Consider the following 16,232-nt stretch of genomic DNA (forward strand, 5'->3'; position numbering starts at 1 on the left):
CGACGAGCGCCAATTCTCAGGGACGCTTCGCCCACATTGATGCATTGCGCGCATTCGCTGTGATGCTCGTAGTCCTCAATCATGCGGGTTTACTTTTCGTTCCCGGGCAGTCCGGCGTCACCATTTTTTTTGCTATCTCAGGGTTCGTCATCACTTATGTTGTGTTGAAAGAGCGGCAGAAAACAGGTCGATTCCAAGCAACGCGCTTCTACGCAAATCGTGCGCTAAAGCTCGCTCCTCCTCTGGTCGTCCTTATTCTCGTTCCGACCGCGATTTACTCCATTTGGAACGTCGTCAACTGGTGGGTCGTCGCGTCCCAAGTGTTCTTCACTTTCAACTGGGTTCGAATTTTCGATGCTGCTTCCGCAAAAGAGATAATGCCCGGTTCGGGGGTTACCTGGTCACTTGCCGTCGAGGAACAGTTTTATATTGCTTTCGCGCTGCTCTGGCTCCTCATCGTTGGTCTCAATCGCGCACGCGGAGTTTTGGCTGTTGTGGCCATCTTTGCTATCGCCTACTCGACCACCCTGAGGTTCATGATTCCGTTTGATGACGGCATCTATTTCGTTCGTTCGACTGTGACTCGACTTGACTCGATTGCGTGGGGCGTACTCGCGGCAGTGCTCTACGTTCTCTGGTTGGAGGGTAGAAACGCGTGGCTGTCGAAACTAAGCAGCAATTGGACACTTTTGATTGCCATAGCGCTGTACGTAGGTTCTGCGGCCGTGCCAACTCCACTTTCTTACACGTGCCAATCGCTCGCGGCCGTCGCTGTGATTTTATGGGGACTTCTTCCCGCGGCGAGCAGAGTCCGTGATTTCGCATTCAGATTAAGCACTTGGGCGCCGGTCGAGACGATTGGTCTAGCCAGCTATAGCATCTACCTTGGGCATGCATCCGTTATATTTTGGATCATGCCTTTGATAGGCGAGACCCTTCCGCCACCGGTATTTATCGCGCTAGGTGCAACAGCGGGAACGCTTCTTGGAATGCTCACATGGCGGTATGTCGAGCTGCCGGTTCTTCGGTGGCGCAAGGCAAGAATCGATCCATGGTTTTCTTCTCGGAGATCAGAGACGGAGTCGTCCCACCGCTAGCCCGTGATTTTTCACACTGAGACTCACAGAGCGTGGGTGCATCTCTATGTGCTCGACCGTCCCGAGGCATAGAGCAGATCTGCTGCGGAGTGCGGGTCGAACCGGGCAACGAAGTCGCGTTCGTTGGGTACCCACACCTCGTCCCACAGCCTTTCGTGGTCTCGACCAAGTCGGCGATCACGAGCCTTGCCCTGCTCTGTGGCATTTTCCAGAGAGACATCCACCCACAAGGTCAGATCGAAGGCGCCAGCGAGTTCTGGATGAAAAAGCCCGATCGCGTCGATTACGACGACATCCGCGACAGGCAATGGTTCGGGGTCGCCCAGCGCGCGTGTCGACCAATCGAACCGTCGGAACGATCCGCTGCGCCCGGTGCGAAGCGGGTCGATCACTTCTTCACGAAGTCTCACCCGCTCGACGCCGGCCCAGTCCGTCGAGCGCTGATGCGAACGGGAGGGGTCGAGAAAGTCGTCACCACGTATGCGAGCAGAATTCGCCAGCGTAGACACCAGCTCGCGGGCGAGCGTCGACTTCCCTGCTCCTCCGAACCCCGAGATGCCGAGGACGATCGTAGAGGAAGTCGAGGGTAATTCTGCGATAGCGGAAAGGACGCGAACGACTGTCATAGTGGCGTCAGTTTAGGTGGTCTTGGGGCTAACGATGCGGCGCAGAACACATTCCACCATCACCCGAGATCCTGAGCAGGTGGCCGGGGGATGCCGTCCCGCTGCGCGCTGAGCGCAGAAGCCGCGATCGTGGTCTGACGAAGCACTGCAGCGGAGAGAATGCAGGCAGTTGAAGTTCCTCTTCTAGAACAGCCAGCCCGCTTGGGCCTCGAGTTCCGCGCGCAAAGACCCGACGAGGGTACGGGAGTAAGTCGCTGTCATATGGTCCTCATCGCGGTAAGCCAAAATGTTGCCAACAATCGGATCGCACGATTCGGCTGTGCAAAAAGAATCAGTGAGGTCAATGAAAACGGTGCTCTCAGGAATATTCGGTGTGTCGAGATACGGCGCCCGATCGAGAAATATTTCTGAGCGATCGCGAGCGCAGGCAAGCGGGTTGTCGTCGTGTTCGTCAAGGCACTCTGGAACGCTGGATGTGAATCGCGGGGTATCGCGCATCGCGATTACAGGAATATCCGCATCAGCCAGATACTGCCACGCCCCGACTTGGCCCGGGTGAACTATCTCGACACCGTCTGTCTCGGGTGTTCTGGTTCCCACCGTAAATACTGCGTCGGGTGCCATCTCGACGAGGGCGGGCAAGGCATTGTCGTTCCATGAATAACACATCTCGCTAGGCGCAAAATTAGTCTCGTCAGCTCGAACGGTCAGCCGGCAGCCATCCTTGTCGACCACTTCCAGTCGCCAGTTTTCCTCGGTGGCAATGGTCTTGAGCGCTGGATACCAATGGAGTACATGGGACCCGCCGGACATGACCACGAAATGACTCGGGTCAGTGGTGTCTTCGTCCTCGCAAATGAGTACCTCATCCATCCCGGGCTCACTGCGGTAGTTCTGAACACAGCCTCGCGAATAGAGGTCGGGGAGATCTGCGTTCGCTATTTCGGTGCTCGGTACGAATCCTACCGTCGGGTCTGTTGCCTCGATGCCGTCGGTGAGCGCTCGTGCTCCCGGATACAGCTCGGTGCTCGCTTGTGCTGCTTTTTCAGCTGCCGCCAACTCGGCGGCGTTCGAGCGCTCGATTGCCCCCACGCCGATCGAGAGAAGAATTGCCACAGTTGCAACGATGCTCGCGGGCACGACGAAAGGGGCAAAGTGGTTCTTCGGGGGTTGGGTGAGAACGAGTGGTTCAGCGACGAAACGTTGCGTGAGCCACGCGAGAAGAACCGACGCACTGAGTACCAGTGCGGCCCCCTTCCAGCCGACCGCGTCGTAGTGGCGGTATTCGAGGTACACGATCAGCAGGGGCCAATGCCAGAGGTAGAGCGGGTAAGAGATGCGTGCCAGGAACGTAATAACTCGCGTGTCCACCACGTGAACCGGGCTGAACCGAGAGGTACCGCCTGCGCTCACGATCACGAGCGCAGTGCCGAGGACCGGCCAGAGGGTCAGGATGCCGGGGAATGCGGTCGCGCCGTCGATGGCAAAGCCGCACGTCACGATGAGGGTCAAGCCGAGCCAGGCGAGTGGGCTGCGCGCCCACAAAGGAAGCGGGATCTTCGTGGCGGTCAATGCGAGAATTGCACCCACCCCGAGCTCCCACAGGCGAGTCCACGTGCTGAGGTAGGCGACGCTCTGATCGGCATTGACGAGCATTATCGAATAGGCAAATGACGCGATCGTGACGAGCGCGGTCGCGATCACGAATGAATAGAACGGTTTTACGCCTGCAGCGCGAGCGGCGAACGCAATAATTACGAGTGCCAAAGGCCACGCTAGAAAAAATTGCCCTTGAACGGAAAGTGACCAAAAGTGTTGCAGGGGGCTGGAGTCAACTCCTGCTGCTCCGTAGGCGAGCTGTGAGGAGATGAGCTCCCAGTTTTCGAAGTACAGCAGGCTCGCTATGAGTTCACGGCCGGTTTGTAGCCACCGCGACTCCGGGAAGACCAGAAGCGCGGCGAGAGCGACGAACACTACTACGACAGCGGCGCTAGGCACTAAACGTCTCGCCACTCGGCTGAAATGTTCGAGCAGAAAAGGCGCACCGCGTTCAATCCGTCGGGTGGTTGACCCTGTTAGGAGAAAGCCGGAGATGACCAGAAAGACATCGATTCCTCCTGAAACGCGACCTCCACCAAAAAGATGGAAAAGCACGACAAGGCTGAGGGCGATTCCCCGCAAGCCTTCGATCTCCGTAATGTGATGCGCACCCGGCTGCTTAGCGCGAGTGTGATCCACGGTGCCCCCGGTGTTGAAAAGAGAAAACAGTCGCTCCACGATGCTGTTTGGCCGGAGCGCCCGTGAGGAAGCCTAGTGGAACCCTTAGTCGCGGGTCCCATGGGGATGATCCGTGGATCTTGTGGTCAGACCGCCGGCAACGCCGCCTGCGGAATGCTGCGCACTGTGCGCCGCCCACGCAAAAGTCCTGTGCCAACCCCGGGTTTGTGACGGTTTGTGCGGTTTTCTGCACACTTCGCGCGGCAACCATTAGAAACTCTTACCCTTTATGGTCGCCGATTGAGATTGTTACTAATCCTTATCTCTGCAAGGGTAGACAGGCTTAACCCACGCACATGCATGAGAAAGGCGACACCTTGAACGATCTAACCTTCCAAATTATTGCGATGGTCATTTACATGGCCGCAATGCTCGGGATCGGCTGGTGGGCCTACAAACGCACTACCGACCTCGACGACTACATGCTTGCTGGTCGCAAGCTCAGCCCCGGGGTGGCAGCGCTCAGCGCCGGTGCCTCCGACATGTCCGGTTGGCTGCTCCTCGGACTCCCCGGCGCCTTTTACGTTGGTGGCCTCGTCGAAGCCTGGATCGCGATCGGTCTGACGATTGGCGCCTGGCTCAACTGGAAGTTCGTTGCTCCACGTCTGCGCGCCTACACCGAGGTATCCAAGAACTCGATCACAGTGCCGAGCTTCTTCGAGAACCGCTTGCGCGACAAGACGCACATTCTGCGCATCACCGCCGGCATCATCATCCTCGTCTTCTTCACGTTCTATGTCTCCTCCGGCATGGTCGCCGGCGGAAAGTTCTTCGAGAGCGCATTCAACTCCGAGTACCTCATCGGAATGCTCCTCGTGGGTGGCGTCACCGTGCTGTACACCCTTTTTGGCGGCTTCATCGGGGCAACATATACCGACGTTGTTCAGGGCATCATGATCTTCCTTGCCCTGATCTTCGTGCCGATCATCGGCATCTCGCAGGTCGGTGGCATCGACGGCGCCATGGAATCGATCCGGGCCGTCAGCACCGAAGAAGTCGACATGCTCAACCTCTTCGGCGGATCCGCTATCGCAGCGATCTCCGCAGCAGCGTGGGGCCTTGGTTACTTCGGTCAGCCGCACATCCTCGTTCGGTTCATGGCGCTGCGTTCGCCGCGGGATGCCGTAGCTGGTCGCCGTATCGGCATCAGTTGGATGATCATCTCGGTTCTCGGTGCGCTGGCCTCCGCCCTCATCGGTATCGCGTACTTCCAGCAGAATCCCGACCTCACGCTGGATGACCCCGAGAAGGTCTTCCTCGAGTTGTCGCAGATCTTCTTCCACCCGCTGATCGCTGGCTTCGTTCTCGCCGCAGTGCTTGCCGCTGTCATGAGCACGATCTCCTCGCAGCTGATCGTGTCATCGTCGGCTCTCGTCGAAGACCTCTTCAAGATCATTGCGAAGAAGGAAGCTACCCCCAAGGCGCAGGTCATCTTGGGTCGTCTCGGTGTGCTCGTCGTCTCGGTGGTCGCAATCATCATTGCGCTCGACCCAAAGGCATCCGTTCTCGACCTCGTCGGCTACGCCTGGGCCGGCTTCGGTGCAGCGTTCGGGCCGATCGTTCTGCTGTCACTGTTCTGGCGCAAGCTCACCGCTCCGGGCGCGATTGCCGGAATGATCGCCGGTGCTGTCACCGTCGTCATCTGGGGCAACAGCGACGCGCTGTCTGGCGTCATGTACGAAATCGTGCCCGGCTTCATCCTGAACCTCGTCATCGCGATTGTGGTGAGCTTGTTGACTTTCAAGCACAGCGACAACATCGTCACCGAGTTCGATTCCGCCGTTGAAAGCGTTCGCACGGGAACGGTCACGCTCCCAGTCTTCGATAAAGAGGACTAACTTCGCTCGATCGAGCGCGCTCTTCGGGGCGTGACGATGCTGGATGCCCGTCGGCCACTGTTGTGGCGGCGGGCATCCTGCGTTACCCCCACGGTGCGATCGCCCAGGTTCTCATGCCGCTTCCGTGCTGTCTCGCGAGAGCCCTATTGAATGACACTCGGCAGGCCTAGGCTGGGCGTGTGATTCAACTCGGCCAGTACCCAGCTCCCAGCCACGTTATTGCCCACGTCAGTGATACCCACTTGCTGGCGGGCGGGCGACCGCTCTACGGCGCGGTCAACACGATCGAACACCTCGAACAAGCACTGGCCCAGCTCGAACGATCAACGGCTCACCCGCAAGCCATCGTTTTCACTGGTGATCTCGCCGACCTGGGGGAGCCCGACGCTTACGTGCGCCTTCGCGAAATCGTCGAGCCCGCGGCTAAGCGCATGAACGCCGAAATTATTTGGGTCATGGGCAACCACGATGAGCGCGACCAGTACTCCAAGCTGCTTTTTGATGACGAGTCGGATGCTCCGCAAGACCGGGTATACCTGATCGACGGGTTGCGCATCATCTCGTTCGACACCACGGTGCCCGGTTATCATCACGGTGACATTAGCGACGCACAGTTGGAGTGGCTGCGCAATGAACTGGCCACTCCCGCACCGCACGGCACACTGCTCGCCGTGCATCATCCGCCGATCCCTACCCCCATGCTTGAAGCGATGGGCATGCTCGAGTTGCAGCGCCAAGAACGGCTGGCTGAAGTTCTCGAGGGCAGCGATGTGCGGGCGATTCTCGCGGGCCACCTGCACTATTCGACCCACTCGACGTTTGCGGGCATCCCCGTCTCTGTCGCATCGGCAACCTGCTACACGCTCGACTTGAGCGCCGAAGACCGACTGCTCTCGGGCGTCGACTACGGCCAAGCCGTGAACGTCGTGCACGTCTACGAGAAGCAGACTGTGCACTCGATCATCCCGGTCGGCGATACGGCCGAGATCACCGGGCACTCCGCAGAAGCGTGGGCTCAGATCGAAGCAATGACACCGCAACAACGCCTCGAAACCTTCTCGGCCAAGAACTCGACTTTCAATGCGGCCGAGGTTGCTGCGTCCGACTAGCGCGCTATTGTGTCCGCCGAATTTGTGGGGCGTTCAGGCTGCTGCGTTCAGGCTGCGGCGATCAACGCCGCAGCGACTCTGTGTGCATCACGCGCCCAGTCGAGCGTGAAATCATGAATCCATGACTTTGGGCTCGACACACACTCCACCCACCACTCGAATCGAACAAGAGCAGCGCGAAATTGCGCCTGAGTTCGTCACGGATACCATTCGAGTTTTGACAAGCCACGAATCGATTCGCAGTTTCGAAAAGACTCCGCTTCCAGCTGGAGTGCTCGAAGCTATACTTGTCTCCGCTCGCAGCGCCCCGACATCCTCGAACCTTCAAGCGTTCAGCATCGTCGTCGTTGAGGATGCCGAGCGTCGTGCACGCTTGGCTCACCTTGTCGGTGACCAGCGCTACGTCGCCGAGGCACCCGTCATGCTCATCTTCTGTGCAGACGTGTCGCGGTTCCACTACTTGGCCGAGCGCCAGGGGCGCACTTTCGGGGCGGACAACCTGGAGATGTTCTTGACGGCGTCGATCGATGCAACGCTGGCGCTCCAAAACGCGCTCGTCGCTGCCGAGTCCTTGGGGCTTGGCGCTGTGCCAATCGGGTCGGTGCGAAATAGCCCAAGCGCGATCGCCAAAGAGTTGGGGCTGCCGCAGGGCGTTTTCGCGGTGGCAGGGCTGACGATTGGCTACCCCAAAGAGGGCGTGCGGCGGGGCGTCAAACCACGCTTGGCGAGCGAGGCCGTCGTGCACCGCGAGCAGTACTCCAGTGCAGATGTCGAAGAGCACGTGCGGGAGTATGACGAGGTGATGATCGCCAACGGCCTCTACGCGGGCCGTCAGGTTGCCAATGGAGGTTCTCAAATTCCGGATGCCGAATATGGGTGGGCGGAGCACACCGCGCGGCGCACGAGCAAGCCGGATGGAGTGACCGGTCCGTCGGCTGCGCTGCGTGATCAGCTCAAGGACGAGGTCGAGGCGCGCGGCTTCCCCATCCGCTAGATTTCAGTTCTGGCTGCCACCCACCGGGCAATCAGCGTGCGGGCGCAGTGCCTAGCGCCCCGTCTTCGCCGAGGTTGCGCGGCTCGATCGCGCTACAGCCAGCAGAATGAGCGGCTGTGCCACCTTCATGAGCGCCCACACCAACTTGTAGCGGATGCTCGGAACCGAGAGTCCGCGACCCCGCGCGGCGTCGCGCAACGCAGTGCGAACGACGAAATCGGCGTTGAGCCACATCCATTTCGGTGCCATGGCGGAGCGCTCGATACCGAGGCGGGCGTGAAATTCGGTGCGCACGAAACCGGGAGCCACCGCGCTAAAGGTGACGCCGCGGTGGCGGTACTGCGCATTGGCCCAGCGGCTGAAGCTCAACGGCCAGGTCTTAGCTGCCGCGTACATTCCGAGCGGGGCGCCTCCTGCAATGCTCGCGACGGTAAGAATGGTGCCTGAGCCGCGCACGAGCATGCCGCCGAGTGCGGCATGGCTGAGGCGCAGGGGTACGGTGGCCAAGATCTCGAGCATCCGTTCCTCGTCATCGACGGAGTTGCTCTCGAATTCCTGCGCAAGGCCATAACCCGCGTTGTTCACGAGGTAGCTGACCGGATGCTCGTTAGCGGCGAGTCGTTCTTCGACGGTCGCTCGCTGCTCCGGGTTGGTGAGGTCGGCGCCGAGCACCTCGACGTCGACGCCGAAGGCGGCTCGCAGCGACTCTGCCACGCTCTCCAGACGGGCGCGATCGCGTGCTACCAGGACGAGGTCGTGGCCGGCCGAGGCGAGCTGGCGGGCAAATTCTGCGCCGAGTCCCGAGGTTGCTCCCGTCACGAGAGCGGTGCCGACGTGCTGTGGTGAAGCTGGAGTGGTCATCCCGAAACGCTATCGCGTCGCACACTAATGTCTGCAGCATGCCGCACGATAGACACGTGAACATGCACCGGCTCGTGGAGGTGTTTGTCGAGTACCTCTCGGCAGACCGCGGCTTTAGCGTGCACACCATCCGGTCCTATCGTTCAGATCTCACCACTCTTGTCGGCTTCGCTGCCGAGCGCTCGGCTACCGAACCAGTCGACCTCGATCTCGAACTGCTGCGTGAGTGGCTCTGGCAGTCGTCGCAAGACGGGCTCGCTAAGGCGACGCTTGCTCGCCGGGCGGCAGCAGCCCGAGCCTTTAGCGCCTGGCTGACCACTAACAACCACACCGAAGTGGATGCCGCGGCTCGGCTCAAAGCGCCCAAAGCCGAGCGTCACTTGCCCCGCGTTCTCAATCGCGACCAAATGGCCGAGATGATGCAGAGTGTTGAGGCGCGAGCCTCCTCGTCCGATCCGGTTGCGTTGCGGGATCGGGCTATCGTCGAGCTCCTGTATGCCTCTGCGCTGCGGGTGAGCGAACTCGTGGGCTTGAGCGCCAACGATGTCGATGATTCGCGACTGACGGTGCGGGTGATGGGTAAGGGGGCGAAGGAGCGTGTCGTTCCGTTCGGCATCCCCGCCCAGCGGGCGCTCAGCGACTATCTCACCCGCGGCCGGGGGCAGCTGACGACGGAAACTGGGGGAGCAGCTCCGCTCTTCGTGGGCGCTCGGGGCAAACGCGTGAGTGCGCGCACGGTCTATGAAGTTATTGCGCACCTACTGGCCGATGTTCCGGGTTCGGGAGGTTCAGGGCCGCACACGTTACGACACACCGCGGCCACCCATCTGCTTGATGGGGGCGCCGACTTGCGTGCCGTGCAAGAGCTTCTCGGGCATGCGAGTCTCGGCACAACTCAGCTGTACACGCACGTCTCCACAGAGCGGCTACGCGATAGTTATCGGATGGCCCATCCGCGAGCATGATGCCCTCCGCGCGTCGAGTACACGAAAGTGTGCGAAGACACCTTCGTCGTACGCGTCGTACTCGTCGCACCCGTCATGCCCGGCGTGCTCGCCGTTGAGGAAGCTCTAACTGCTAAAGATCGTCGGCCCGACCTGAGTCTCTGGCTTCCACGATGACCGCCGCGGTCCTGGCGGGTCAATCTTCGGCGGGGCAACGGCCGGCTTTGGTGCGGGAATATCCGTGGGATCGGGCAGTTGCTCGCGATAAATCGTCACAACTTGGTCGAGATAGCGCTCGATGACCTCTTTTTCGGACTCGTCGAAGTTGTCGAGTACACGGTCGATTCCCATGATCATGGGCATCAGTGTGGCCATGGCGGTGGCTACAGATCGTGGATTAGGCACGACGACCACGCTGCGGCGATCGGTCGGATGCTGTTCGCGAGTGACATGACCGACGGTGATCAGACGGTCGATCGAGGCGGTGACGGCGGGCGTTGAGATGTTCAGGCGGCGCGATAGTTCGGTCGGCGGCAACGGCCCGCTCATGATCAAGTGTTCCATCGCCTCAAGGTCCGTCGCGTTGACGGAGAGCGTTCGCCCGACGTGTTCCTCGAACTCTTCGCTGATGTCGAGAATGTCCCGCAGCAGCTGGGTGGGGCGGCGTGCTTGGGGGCGCTCCAGAGCGAATTCGTTGTGTTGCATGGAGAAAACTTTACCGGTATGTTTCTAACTTGTCTAATATCTAGTCGATCGAAGTACTTTGCTTCAGAAGGAGAGCGATGTCGCGCCTCAGGACGTTCATCACCGCCCGAAAGACTTCGTGGATTGTGCTGGTCGCTGCATTCCTCGCCGCTGGTGCGATCTTCGCTGCCGGCTCCGGCAATGAGGAGGGCGCGCTGCCCGGCATCGGCCTGCCCGATTCCGCCGAATCTGCTCAAGCGGCTGCTGCCGCCGAGGACCTGCCCGGTGCTGATTCCACCGTCGCTCTACTCGTCTACACCCGCGACGACGGGGACCTCACCGACGACGACGTGGCGGCGATCACCGACGCCACGGCTTCGCTGAGTGACCTCTCCGCCGAGGGATTTGTGCCGCCGGCCTCGTTCTCCGACGACGGAACCACGGCCCTCGTCACGGTTCCGCTCGACAAGCTCTCTGAAGCGGGCGAGCAAGCGGAACGTGCTGACGAGATTCGCACCGAAGCAAACGCTGACCTCCCCGACGGCCTCTCGGCGCTGCTGAGCGGCCCCGAAGGATTCGCTGTCGACATCGCGGCAGTCTTCGAAGGCGCTGACTTCACTCTTCTTCTCACCACCGTCATCGTGGTCGCTGTTCTTTTGCTCGTCACCTATCGCAGCCCGTGGTTGTGGCTCGTTCCGCTCATTGTCGTCGGTACCGCCGATGGTCTTGCGGGAATCGTCGCCGCTCGCGTCGCCACTCTTGCCGGTATCCAGTTGGATGCCTCCGTCACGGGAATTCTCTCCGTGCTCGTCTTCGGTGCCGGCACGAACTACGCCCTACTCTTGATCGCGCGTTACCGCGACGAACTTCGCCTCGTCGAGGATCGCCGTGAAGCCATGTCTCGTGCCTTGCGCGGTGCGGGCCCGGCGATCATCGCCAGCGGCAGTACGGTCGTGCTGGCACTTCTCACCCTTGTATTCGCCGAGCTGCAGGGCAACCGGGCCCTCGGTATCGCGTGTGCCACGGGTGTGGTGATCGCGATGATCTTCGCGCTCGTTGTGTTGCCTGCCGCTCTCGTACTCTTCGGCCGTGGTCTTTTCTGGCCTTACATCCCCAAGTTCGGCACCGAAGGCAGTGCAGAGCGTGGTGTCTGGCACAAGCTCGGCGTTCTCGTTTCCAAGAAGCCTGTCGTCGTCGCAATTCTCGGGGCGGTCGTGCTCGGAGCGCTCTCGCTCGGAGTGCCGCAGATCAAGATCGGGCTGTCGCAGACCGAGAGCTTTACGCAAGTTCCTGAGGCAGTTCAGGGTCAAGAGCTGATTGCGGATGCGTTCCCGGCCGGCAGCGGTTCGCCTGCTTCGGTCATCGTTAATTCCGATTACACCGAAGAAGCAGCTCAAGCCGCCGAAGGTGTCGACGGCGTTGACGCTGTTCGCATCGGTGAAAGCACCTCCACCATCACGCAGATCAGCGTGGTGTTGGATGACGCTGCCGAAACAGAAGGCTCGTTCGCCGCGATCGAGGCTCTCCGTGCTGAACTCTCGACCATCGACGGCGCCGATGCGCTTGTCGGTGGCTTAGATGCTCAGGCTCTCGACGTTGAGCGCGCTCAGCAGTCGGATCAAGACCTTGTGATCCCGCTCATCCTTGGCTTGGTGTTCATCGTGCTGGTCCTCCTGTTGCGCTCGCTGGTTGCCCCTATCCTGCTGCTGCTCACAGTCGTGGCGTCGTTCTTCGCGAGCCTCGGTGCCAGTTGGTTGCTCTTTCAATCGGTCTTCGACTTCCCGGCGATCGATACGAATGTGGTGCTTTTCAGCTTCCTGTTCTTGGTGGCCCTCGGTGTTGACTACAACATCTTCCTGGTCACTCGAGCTCGAGAAGAGGCGGTCACCCACGGCACCCGCCAGGGCATGATTCGGGCCCTCTCTTCGACGGGTGGCGTCATCACGAGCGCCGGTATTTTGCTTGCCGCGGTATTCGCAGTGCTCGGGGTGCTGCCACTCATCACGCTCACGCAGATCGGAATCATTGTGTGCATCGGTGTGCTGCTCGACACCCTCCTCGTGCGTACCGTGATCGTTCCTTCGCTCGCGTTCATGTTGGGGGAGAAGTTCTGGTGGCCGAGCCGCGTCATTTCGGTGGGTGCTGAAGTGCGTACTCCGAAGGGATCGGGTGAGCACGTTCGTACCCACGCTCCCGTGCACGCGGCGGAGCACGCTCCGAAGCACGCCGAGGGTGACGCTGCTCCCAAGCACACAGTCGATCACTAAGTCTCAGCTCGCCTAAGGCTCCGTTCGGATTACGGAAAACTAGCCCTAGCCGGGTTCCTGCGCCTCGCGCTCGAACCCGGCTAGGGCTTTCTCGTAGGCAAAAGAATTGCGCGCGGGATGGCTCCGAGATAGTTGAGCGGTGACACGTACTCGCCGTCGAGGCGTACTCCGAAGTGCAGACAGGAGGCCGAACAATGCCCGGCTTGCAGTTCTCCCACAATCTCGCCCTGCGCCACGAGATCACCGCTGACCAGCACGCTAGTGACAGGTTCGTAGCTCGTCATGAGCCCACCCGGATGCTCAATCGACAACACGGGGCGATCAACCACCGTGCCGGCGAAGTGCACCACGCCCGCGGCCGGCGCACGCACCTCGTGTGACGCACCGGCGCCGATATCGATCCCACGGTGTCCCGCTGAGTAGGGCGTTTCGGGCGCAATATAGGGGCGGATGATCGGATGCGGTGCCTCGATGGGCCAACTCCAGACCGGCTCGGCACTGACGGCGGCGCTCCCGCCGGTCAACGCGGCAATGAGGAACGCAAGAATGACGCACAACGGGGCTCGAATCATCCGTTCAGTGTCGACGACTGAGGAGCCGGTCAGTGGTGAAAAATCGCTTCCGGGGAAAGCTGCAGGCGGTGACGAAGTTGTGGGGGAGCGATGGTATGATTTTGGCAGCACCGCGTGTATTCGCGGTGACTACGCGTGCCCCGTTGCAGTACAACTACTGCAACATACGGCCGCTATCTCCACTCAGTCCCCTTTCGTGCAGCACTGCGATCGGGGCGGAGGTATGCCCGGGCACCAGGATTCGCGCCAACCGGTAGCGAGTATTAACTGAGAAGGCCATTGCCGCCATGCGCGCCAGTGAGCCAGAAAAGGAGAACGGCCATGGCCGTCGTAACCATCCGCGAGCTGCTTGACAGCGGCGTACACTTCGGACACCAGACTCGTCGTTGGAACCCGAAAATGAAGCGCTTCATTCTGACCGAGCGCTCGGGCAGCCACATCATTGACCTTCAGCAGTCGCTGGGTCACATCGACGCAGTTTACGACTACGTCAAAGAGACCGTCGCTCACGGCGGAACCATCCTCTTCGTGGGTACCAAGAAGCAGGCACAGGGTTCCATCGCTGAGCAGGCACTGCGCGTAGGCCAGCCCTACGTCAACCAGCGCTGGCTCGGTGGACTCCTCACCAACTTCCAGACGGTTTCCAAGCGTCTTGCACGCATGAAGGAACTCGAAGAAGTTGACTTCGATGACACCACTCGTGGTTTCACCAAGAAGGAACTGCTCATTCAGAAGCGCGAGCTTGTGAAGCTGCAGAAGAGCCTCGGTGGTATCCGTAACCTCACGAAGACCCCTTCGGCGATCTGGATCGTCGACACCAAGAAGGAGCACCTCGCCATTGACGAGGCTCACAAGCTTGGTATCCCGGTTATCGCTATCCTCGACACCAACTGCGACCCCGACGACGTTGCGTACCCGATTCCGGGTAACGACGACGCCATCCGCTCGGTTGGTCTCCTCACGCGCATCGTCGCTGACGCTGCCGCTGAGGGCCTCATCCAGCGTCACCAGAAGCCAGAAGAGGGCAAAGAAGTAGAGCCCATGGCGGCGTGGGAAGCTGAGCTTCTCGGCCAGGCTGACGCAGATGCTGCTGCAGCGAAGACCGAAGAGCCCAAGGCTGAGGAAGCTAAGGCTGAAGAGCCCAAGGCTGACGACGCTAAGGCTGACGACGCTGCTGCGAAGCCCGCCGCAGAGAAGACCCCCGCGAAGGCTGCAGACGCAGCTGACGACAAGAAGTAAGGATTCGAACAATGGCAGACTTTAGCCTCGAAGACCTCAAGACCCTGCGCGAGCGCCTCGGCACCGGCATGGTTGAAACCAAGAACGCTCTCGTTGAGGCAGGCGGTGACCTCGATAAGGCCACCGAGCTTCTTCGTCTGCGCGGTGCCAAGAGCAACGCCAAGCGTTCAGACCGCTCCACCAGCGAAGGCCTCATCGCCGCGAAGACCACTGGTTCAGCAACGACTATCATCGAGCTCGCCTGCGAGACCGACTTCGTAGCGAAGGGCGACAAGTTCGTTGCTCTCGGCGAAGCCGTTGCAGAAGCAGTTTCGGCCGCTGGTGCTTCGACCGTAGAAGAGGGCCTCGCAGCACCTGCGGGCTCGGCTACTGTCGCAGACCTCATCAACGACGAAGCAGCGATCCTCGGTGAGAAGTTCGAGCTACGTCGCTTGACGAAGCTCGAGGGTGACTCGTTCGAGGTTTACATGCACCGCACCAACAAGGACCTGCCTCCGCAGGTTGGCGTTGTACTCGCGTACACGGGTGACGATGCAGAGACCGCCCGCGGAATCGCTCAGCACATCTCGTTCGCTGCTCCCTCCTACCTCTCGCGCGAAGACGTTCCGGCAGATGATGTCGAGAACGAGCGTCGTATCGTTGAGGAAATCAGTCGCGGAGAGGGCAAGCCTGATGCTGCTCTCCCCAAGATCGTTGAAGGTCGTCTCGGCGCATTCTTCAAGCAGGTATCGCTGCTTGACCAGGACTACGCTCGCGACAACAAGGTATCGATCGCTAAGGTCGCCGCTGATGCAGGCATTACCATCACCGGTTTTGCTCGCTTCAAGGTAGGCGCCTAACACTCAGTGTGATGAAGGCCCGAGGCTCTAATGCCTCGGGCCTTTATTGTGCGCGCACCGCCGGTGGCGACAGAATGCGGCTTGCGGCGAATCTGCTGTGCGCCCATGCTGAAGGCGCCACAACGCAATAACCTGTATACGAACATCAACACGGAAAGAAGACGATGACAACTCAACGCAAACGCCGAGTGCTGCTGAAACTATCGGGAGAAGCGTTCGGTGGTGGTCAGCTGGGTGTGAACCCGGATGTTGTCTCGGCTCTCGCCAAAGAAATTGCGGCGGCATCGACTGACGTGGAAATCGCGATTGTCGTCGGTGGTGGCAACTTCTTCCGTGGAGCGGAACTAAGCCAGCGCGGCATGGACCGTGGTCGCGCTGACTACATGGGAATGCTGGGCACTGTGATGAATGCCCTCGCCCTTCAGGATTTCTTGGAACAGGCCGGTGTGGCAACGCGGGTGCAGTCAGCTATCGCCATGACTCAGGTTGCAGAGCCCTACATTCCATTGCGTGCAGAGCGTCACCTCGAGAAGGGTCGCGTCGTGATTTTCGGTGCGGGCGCTGGCCTGCCGTACTTCTCAACCGACACCGTGGCCGCTCAGCGTGCCCTCGAAATCGGCGCTGAAGAAGTGCTCGTTGCTAAAAATGGTGTGGATGGCGTTTACGACGCTGACCCTCGCAGCAACCCGGATGCCCGCAAGCTCGATTCCATTAGCTTCCAAGACGCTCTCGTTCAGGGCCTCAAGGTTGTTGACTCCACCGCCTTCAGCCTGTGCATGGACAATTCGATGCCCATGCTCGTGTTCGGCATGGAGCCCGCCGGAAACCTAACTCGCGCCATCGTGGGCGAGCAGATCGGCACCCGCGTGCACGGATAGCGTTCTG

At 60.3% G+C, this 16,232-nt stretch carries 14 protein-coding genes; 9 read left to right on the plus strand and 5 right to left on the minus strand.

What is annotated here, in order from left to right; all coding sequences use genetic code 11:
• Positions 1-44 precede the first annotated feature (44 nt).
• The gene (locus I6E58_RS06245; RefSeq protein ID WP_197131502.1) at positions 45-1,097 is read left to right on the plus strand and encodes an acyltransferase; all 1,053 of its coding nucleotides are present in this window, start codon (positions 45-47) and stop codon (positions 1,095-1,097) included.
• Positions 1,098-1,141: 44 nt separating this feature from the next.
• On the opposite strand, the gene I6E58_RS06250 is transcribed toward I6E58_RS06245, so the two are convergent.
• Together I6E58_RS06250 and I6E58_RS06255 are read right to left on the minus strand one after the other, a co-directional pair.
• On the minus strand, positions 1,142-1,723 hold the full coding sequence (locus I6E58_RS06250; protein WP_197131505.1) for a uridine kinase: 582 nt from the start codon (positions 1,721-1,723) through the stop codon (positions 1,142-1,144).
• A 183-nt stretch (positions 1,724-1,906) separates the two neighbouring features.
• The gene (locus I6E58_RS06255; RefSeq protein ID WP_307841997.1) at positions 1,907-4,000 is read right to left on the minus strand and encodes an acyltransferase family protein; all 2,094 of its coding nucleotides are present in this window, start codon (positions 3,998-4,000) and stop codon (positions 1,907-1,909) included.
• Positions 4,001-4,317: 317 nt separating this feature from the next.
• On the opposite strand from I6E58_RS06255, the gene putP reads away from it, so the two are divergent.
• From putP to I6E58_RS06270, 3 genes are all read left to right on the plus strand, one after another.
• A complete protein-coding gene (gene putP / locus I6E58_RS06260; protein ID WP_197131509.1) occupies positions 4,318-5,838 on the plus strand; it encodes a sodium/proline symporter PutP in 1,521 nt (506 codons plus the stop codon).
• 179 nt (positions 5,839-6,017) lie between these two features.
• Positions 6,018-6,947, plus strand: a complete 930-nt coding sequence (locus tag I6E58_RS06265; RefSeq protein WP_197131511.1) for a phosphodiesterase — start codon at positions 6,018-6,020, stop codon at positions 6,945-6,947.
• Between the two features lie 121 nt (positions 6,948-7,068).
• Complete coding sequence (locus I6E58_RS06270; RefSeq protein WP_197131513.1) at positions 7,069-7,941, plus strand: NADPH-dependent oxidoreductase; 873 nt, start codon at positions 7,069-7,071, stop codon at positions 7,939-7,941.
• A 51-nt stretch (positions 7,942-7,992) separates the two neighbouring features.
• Here I6E58_RS06270 and I6E58_RS06275 read toward each other — a convergent pair whose 3' ends face one another.
• Positions 7,993-8,802: an SDR family oxidoreductase gene (locus I6E58_RS06275; protein ID WP_197131515.1), complete on the minus strand. Its 810-nt coding sequence runs from the start codon at positions 8,800-8,802 to the stop codon at positions 7,993-7,995.
• Between the two features lie 38 nt (positions 8,803-8,840).
• On the opposite strand from I6E58_RS06275, the gene I6E58_RS06280 reads away from it, so the two are divergent.
• On the plus strand, positions 8,841-9,767 hold the full coding sequence (locus I6E58_RS06280) for a tyrosine recombinase XerC (protein WP_197131518.1): 927 nt from the start codon (positions 8,841-8,843) through the stop codon (positions 9,765-9,767).
• A gap of 105 nt (positions 9,768-9,872) precedes the next feature.
• Here the strand turns inward: I6E58_RS06280 and I6E58_RS06285 are convergent, their stop codons facing one another.
• Positions 9,873-10,451, minus strand: a complete 579-nt coding sequence (locus I6E58_RS06285; RefSeq protein ID WP_197131521.1) for a MarR family winged helix-turn-helix transcriptional regulator — start codon at positions 10,449-10,451, stop codon at positions 9,873-9,875.
• Positions 10,452-10,528: 77 nt separating this feature from the next.
• On the opposite strand from I6E58_RS06285, the gene I6E58_RS06290 reads away from it, so the two are divergent.
• Positions 10,529-12,697, plus strand: coding sequence for an MMPL family transporter (locus I6E58_RS06290; protein ID WP_231595153.1), 2,169 nt, complete (start codon positions 10,529-10,531; stop codon positions 12,695-12,697).
• 80 nt (positions 12,698-12,777) lie between these two features.
• Here I6E58_RS06290 and I6E58_RS06295 read toward each other — a convergent pair whose 3' ends face one another.
• Positions 12,778-13,269 carry a M23 family metallopeptidase gene (locus I6E58_RS06295; RefSeq protein WP_197131524.1) on the minus strand — a complete coding sequence of 164 codons (492 nt, stop codon included), beginning with the start codon at positions 13,267-13,269 and terminating at the stop codon, positions 12,778-12,780.
• A gap of 321 nt (positions 13,270-13,590) precedes the next feature.
• Here I6E58_RS06295 and rpsB point away from each other — a divergent pair, with 321 nt between their 5' ends.
• The 3 genes from rpsB (at position 13,591) to pyrH (ending at position 16,225) form a co-directional block, all read left to right on the plus strand.
• Complete coding sequence (gene rpsB, locus I6E58_RS06300) at positions 13,591-14,508, plus strand: 30S ribosomal protein S2 (RefSeq protein WP_197131527.1); 918 nt, start codon at positions 13,591-13,593, stop codon at positions 14,506-14,508.
• 11 nt (positions 14,509-14,519) lie between these two features.
• Positions 14,520-15,347 carry a translation elongation factor Ts gene (gene tsf / locus I6E58_RS06305; RefSeq protein ID WP_129071786.1) on the plus strand — a complete coding sequence of 276 codons (828 nt, stop codon included), beginning with the start codon at positions 14,520-14,522 and terminating at the stop codon, positions 15,345-15,347.
• Between the two features lie 164 nt (positions 15,348-15,511).
• Positions 15,512-16,225, plus strand: coding sequence for a UMP kinase (gene pyrH, locus I6E58_RS06310; protein WP_129071785.1), 714 nt, complete (start codon positions 15,512-15,514; stop codon positions 16,223-16,225).
• Positions 16,226-16,232: the final 7 nt, after the last annotated feature.

Origin of the sequence: Salinibacterium sp. SWN1162 (genome assembly GCF_015864675.1) — a bacterium.
GTDB lineage: Bacteria > Actinomycetota > Actinomycetes > Actinomycetales > Microbacteriaceae > Rhodoglobus.

What these genes read in the sequence shown, in the direction of transcription:
- I6E58_RS06250 (WP_197131505.1), bottom strand. Translation starts at nt 1,723, where the DNA reads ATGACAGTCGTTCGCGTCCTTTCCGCTATCGCAGAATTACCCTCGACT.
- I6E58_RS06270 (WP_197131513.1), top strand. Translation starts at nt 7,069, where the DNA reads ATGACTTTGGGCTCGACACACACTCCACCCACCACTCGAATCGAACAA.
- I6E58_RS06275 (WP_197131515.1), bottom strand. Translation starts at nt 8,802, where the DNA reads ATGACCACTCCAGCTTCACCACAGCACGTCGGCACCGCTCTCGTGACG.
- I6E58_RS06280 (WP_197131518.1), top strand. Translation starts at nt 8,841, where the DNA reads ATGCCGCACGATAGACACGTGAACATGCACCGGCTCGTGGAGGTGTTT.
- I6E58_RS06285 (WP_197131521.1), bottom strand. Translation starts at nt 10,451, where the DNA reads ATGCAACACAACGAATTCGCTCTGGAGCGCCCCCAAGCACGCCGCCCC.
- I6E58_RS06290 (WP_231595153.1), top strand. Translation starts at nt 10,529, where the DNA reads ATGTCGCGCCTCAGGACGTTCATCACCGCCCGAAAGACTTCGTGGATT.
- I6E58_RS06295 (WP_197131524.1), bottom strand. Translation starts at nt 13,269, where the DNA reads ATGATTCGAGCCCCGTTGTGCGTCATTCTTGCGTTCCTCATTGCCGCG.
- rpsB (WP_197131527.1), top strand. Translation starts at nt 13,591, where the DNA reads ATGGCCGTCGTAACCATCCGCGAGCTGCTTGACAGCGGCGTACACTTC.
- tsf (WP_129071786.1), top strand. Translation starts at nt 14,520, where the DNA reads ATGGCAGACTTTAGCCTCGAAGACCTCAAGACCCTGCGCGAGCGCCTC.
- pyrH (WP_129071785.1), top strand. Translation starts at nt 15,512, where the DNA reads ATGACAACTCAACGCAAACGCCGAGTGCTGCTGAAACTATCGGGAGAA.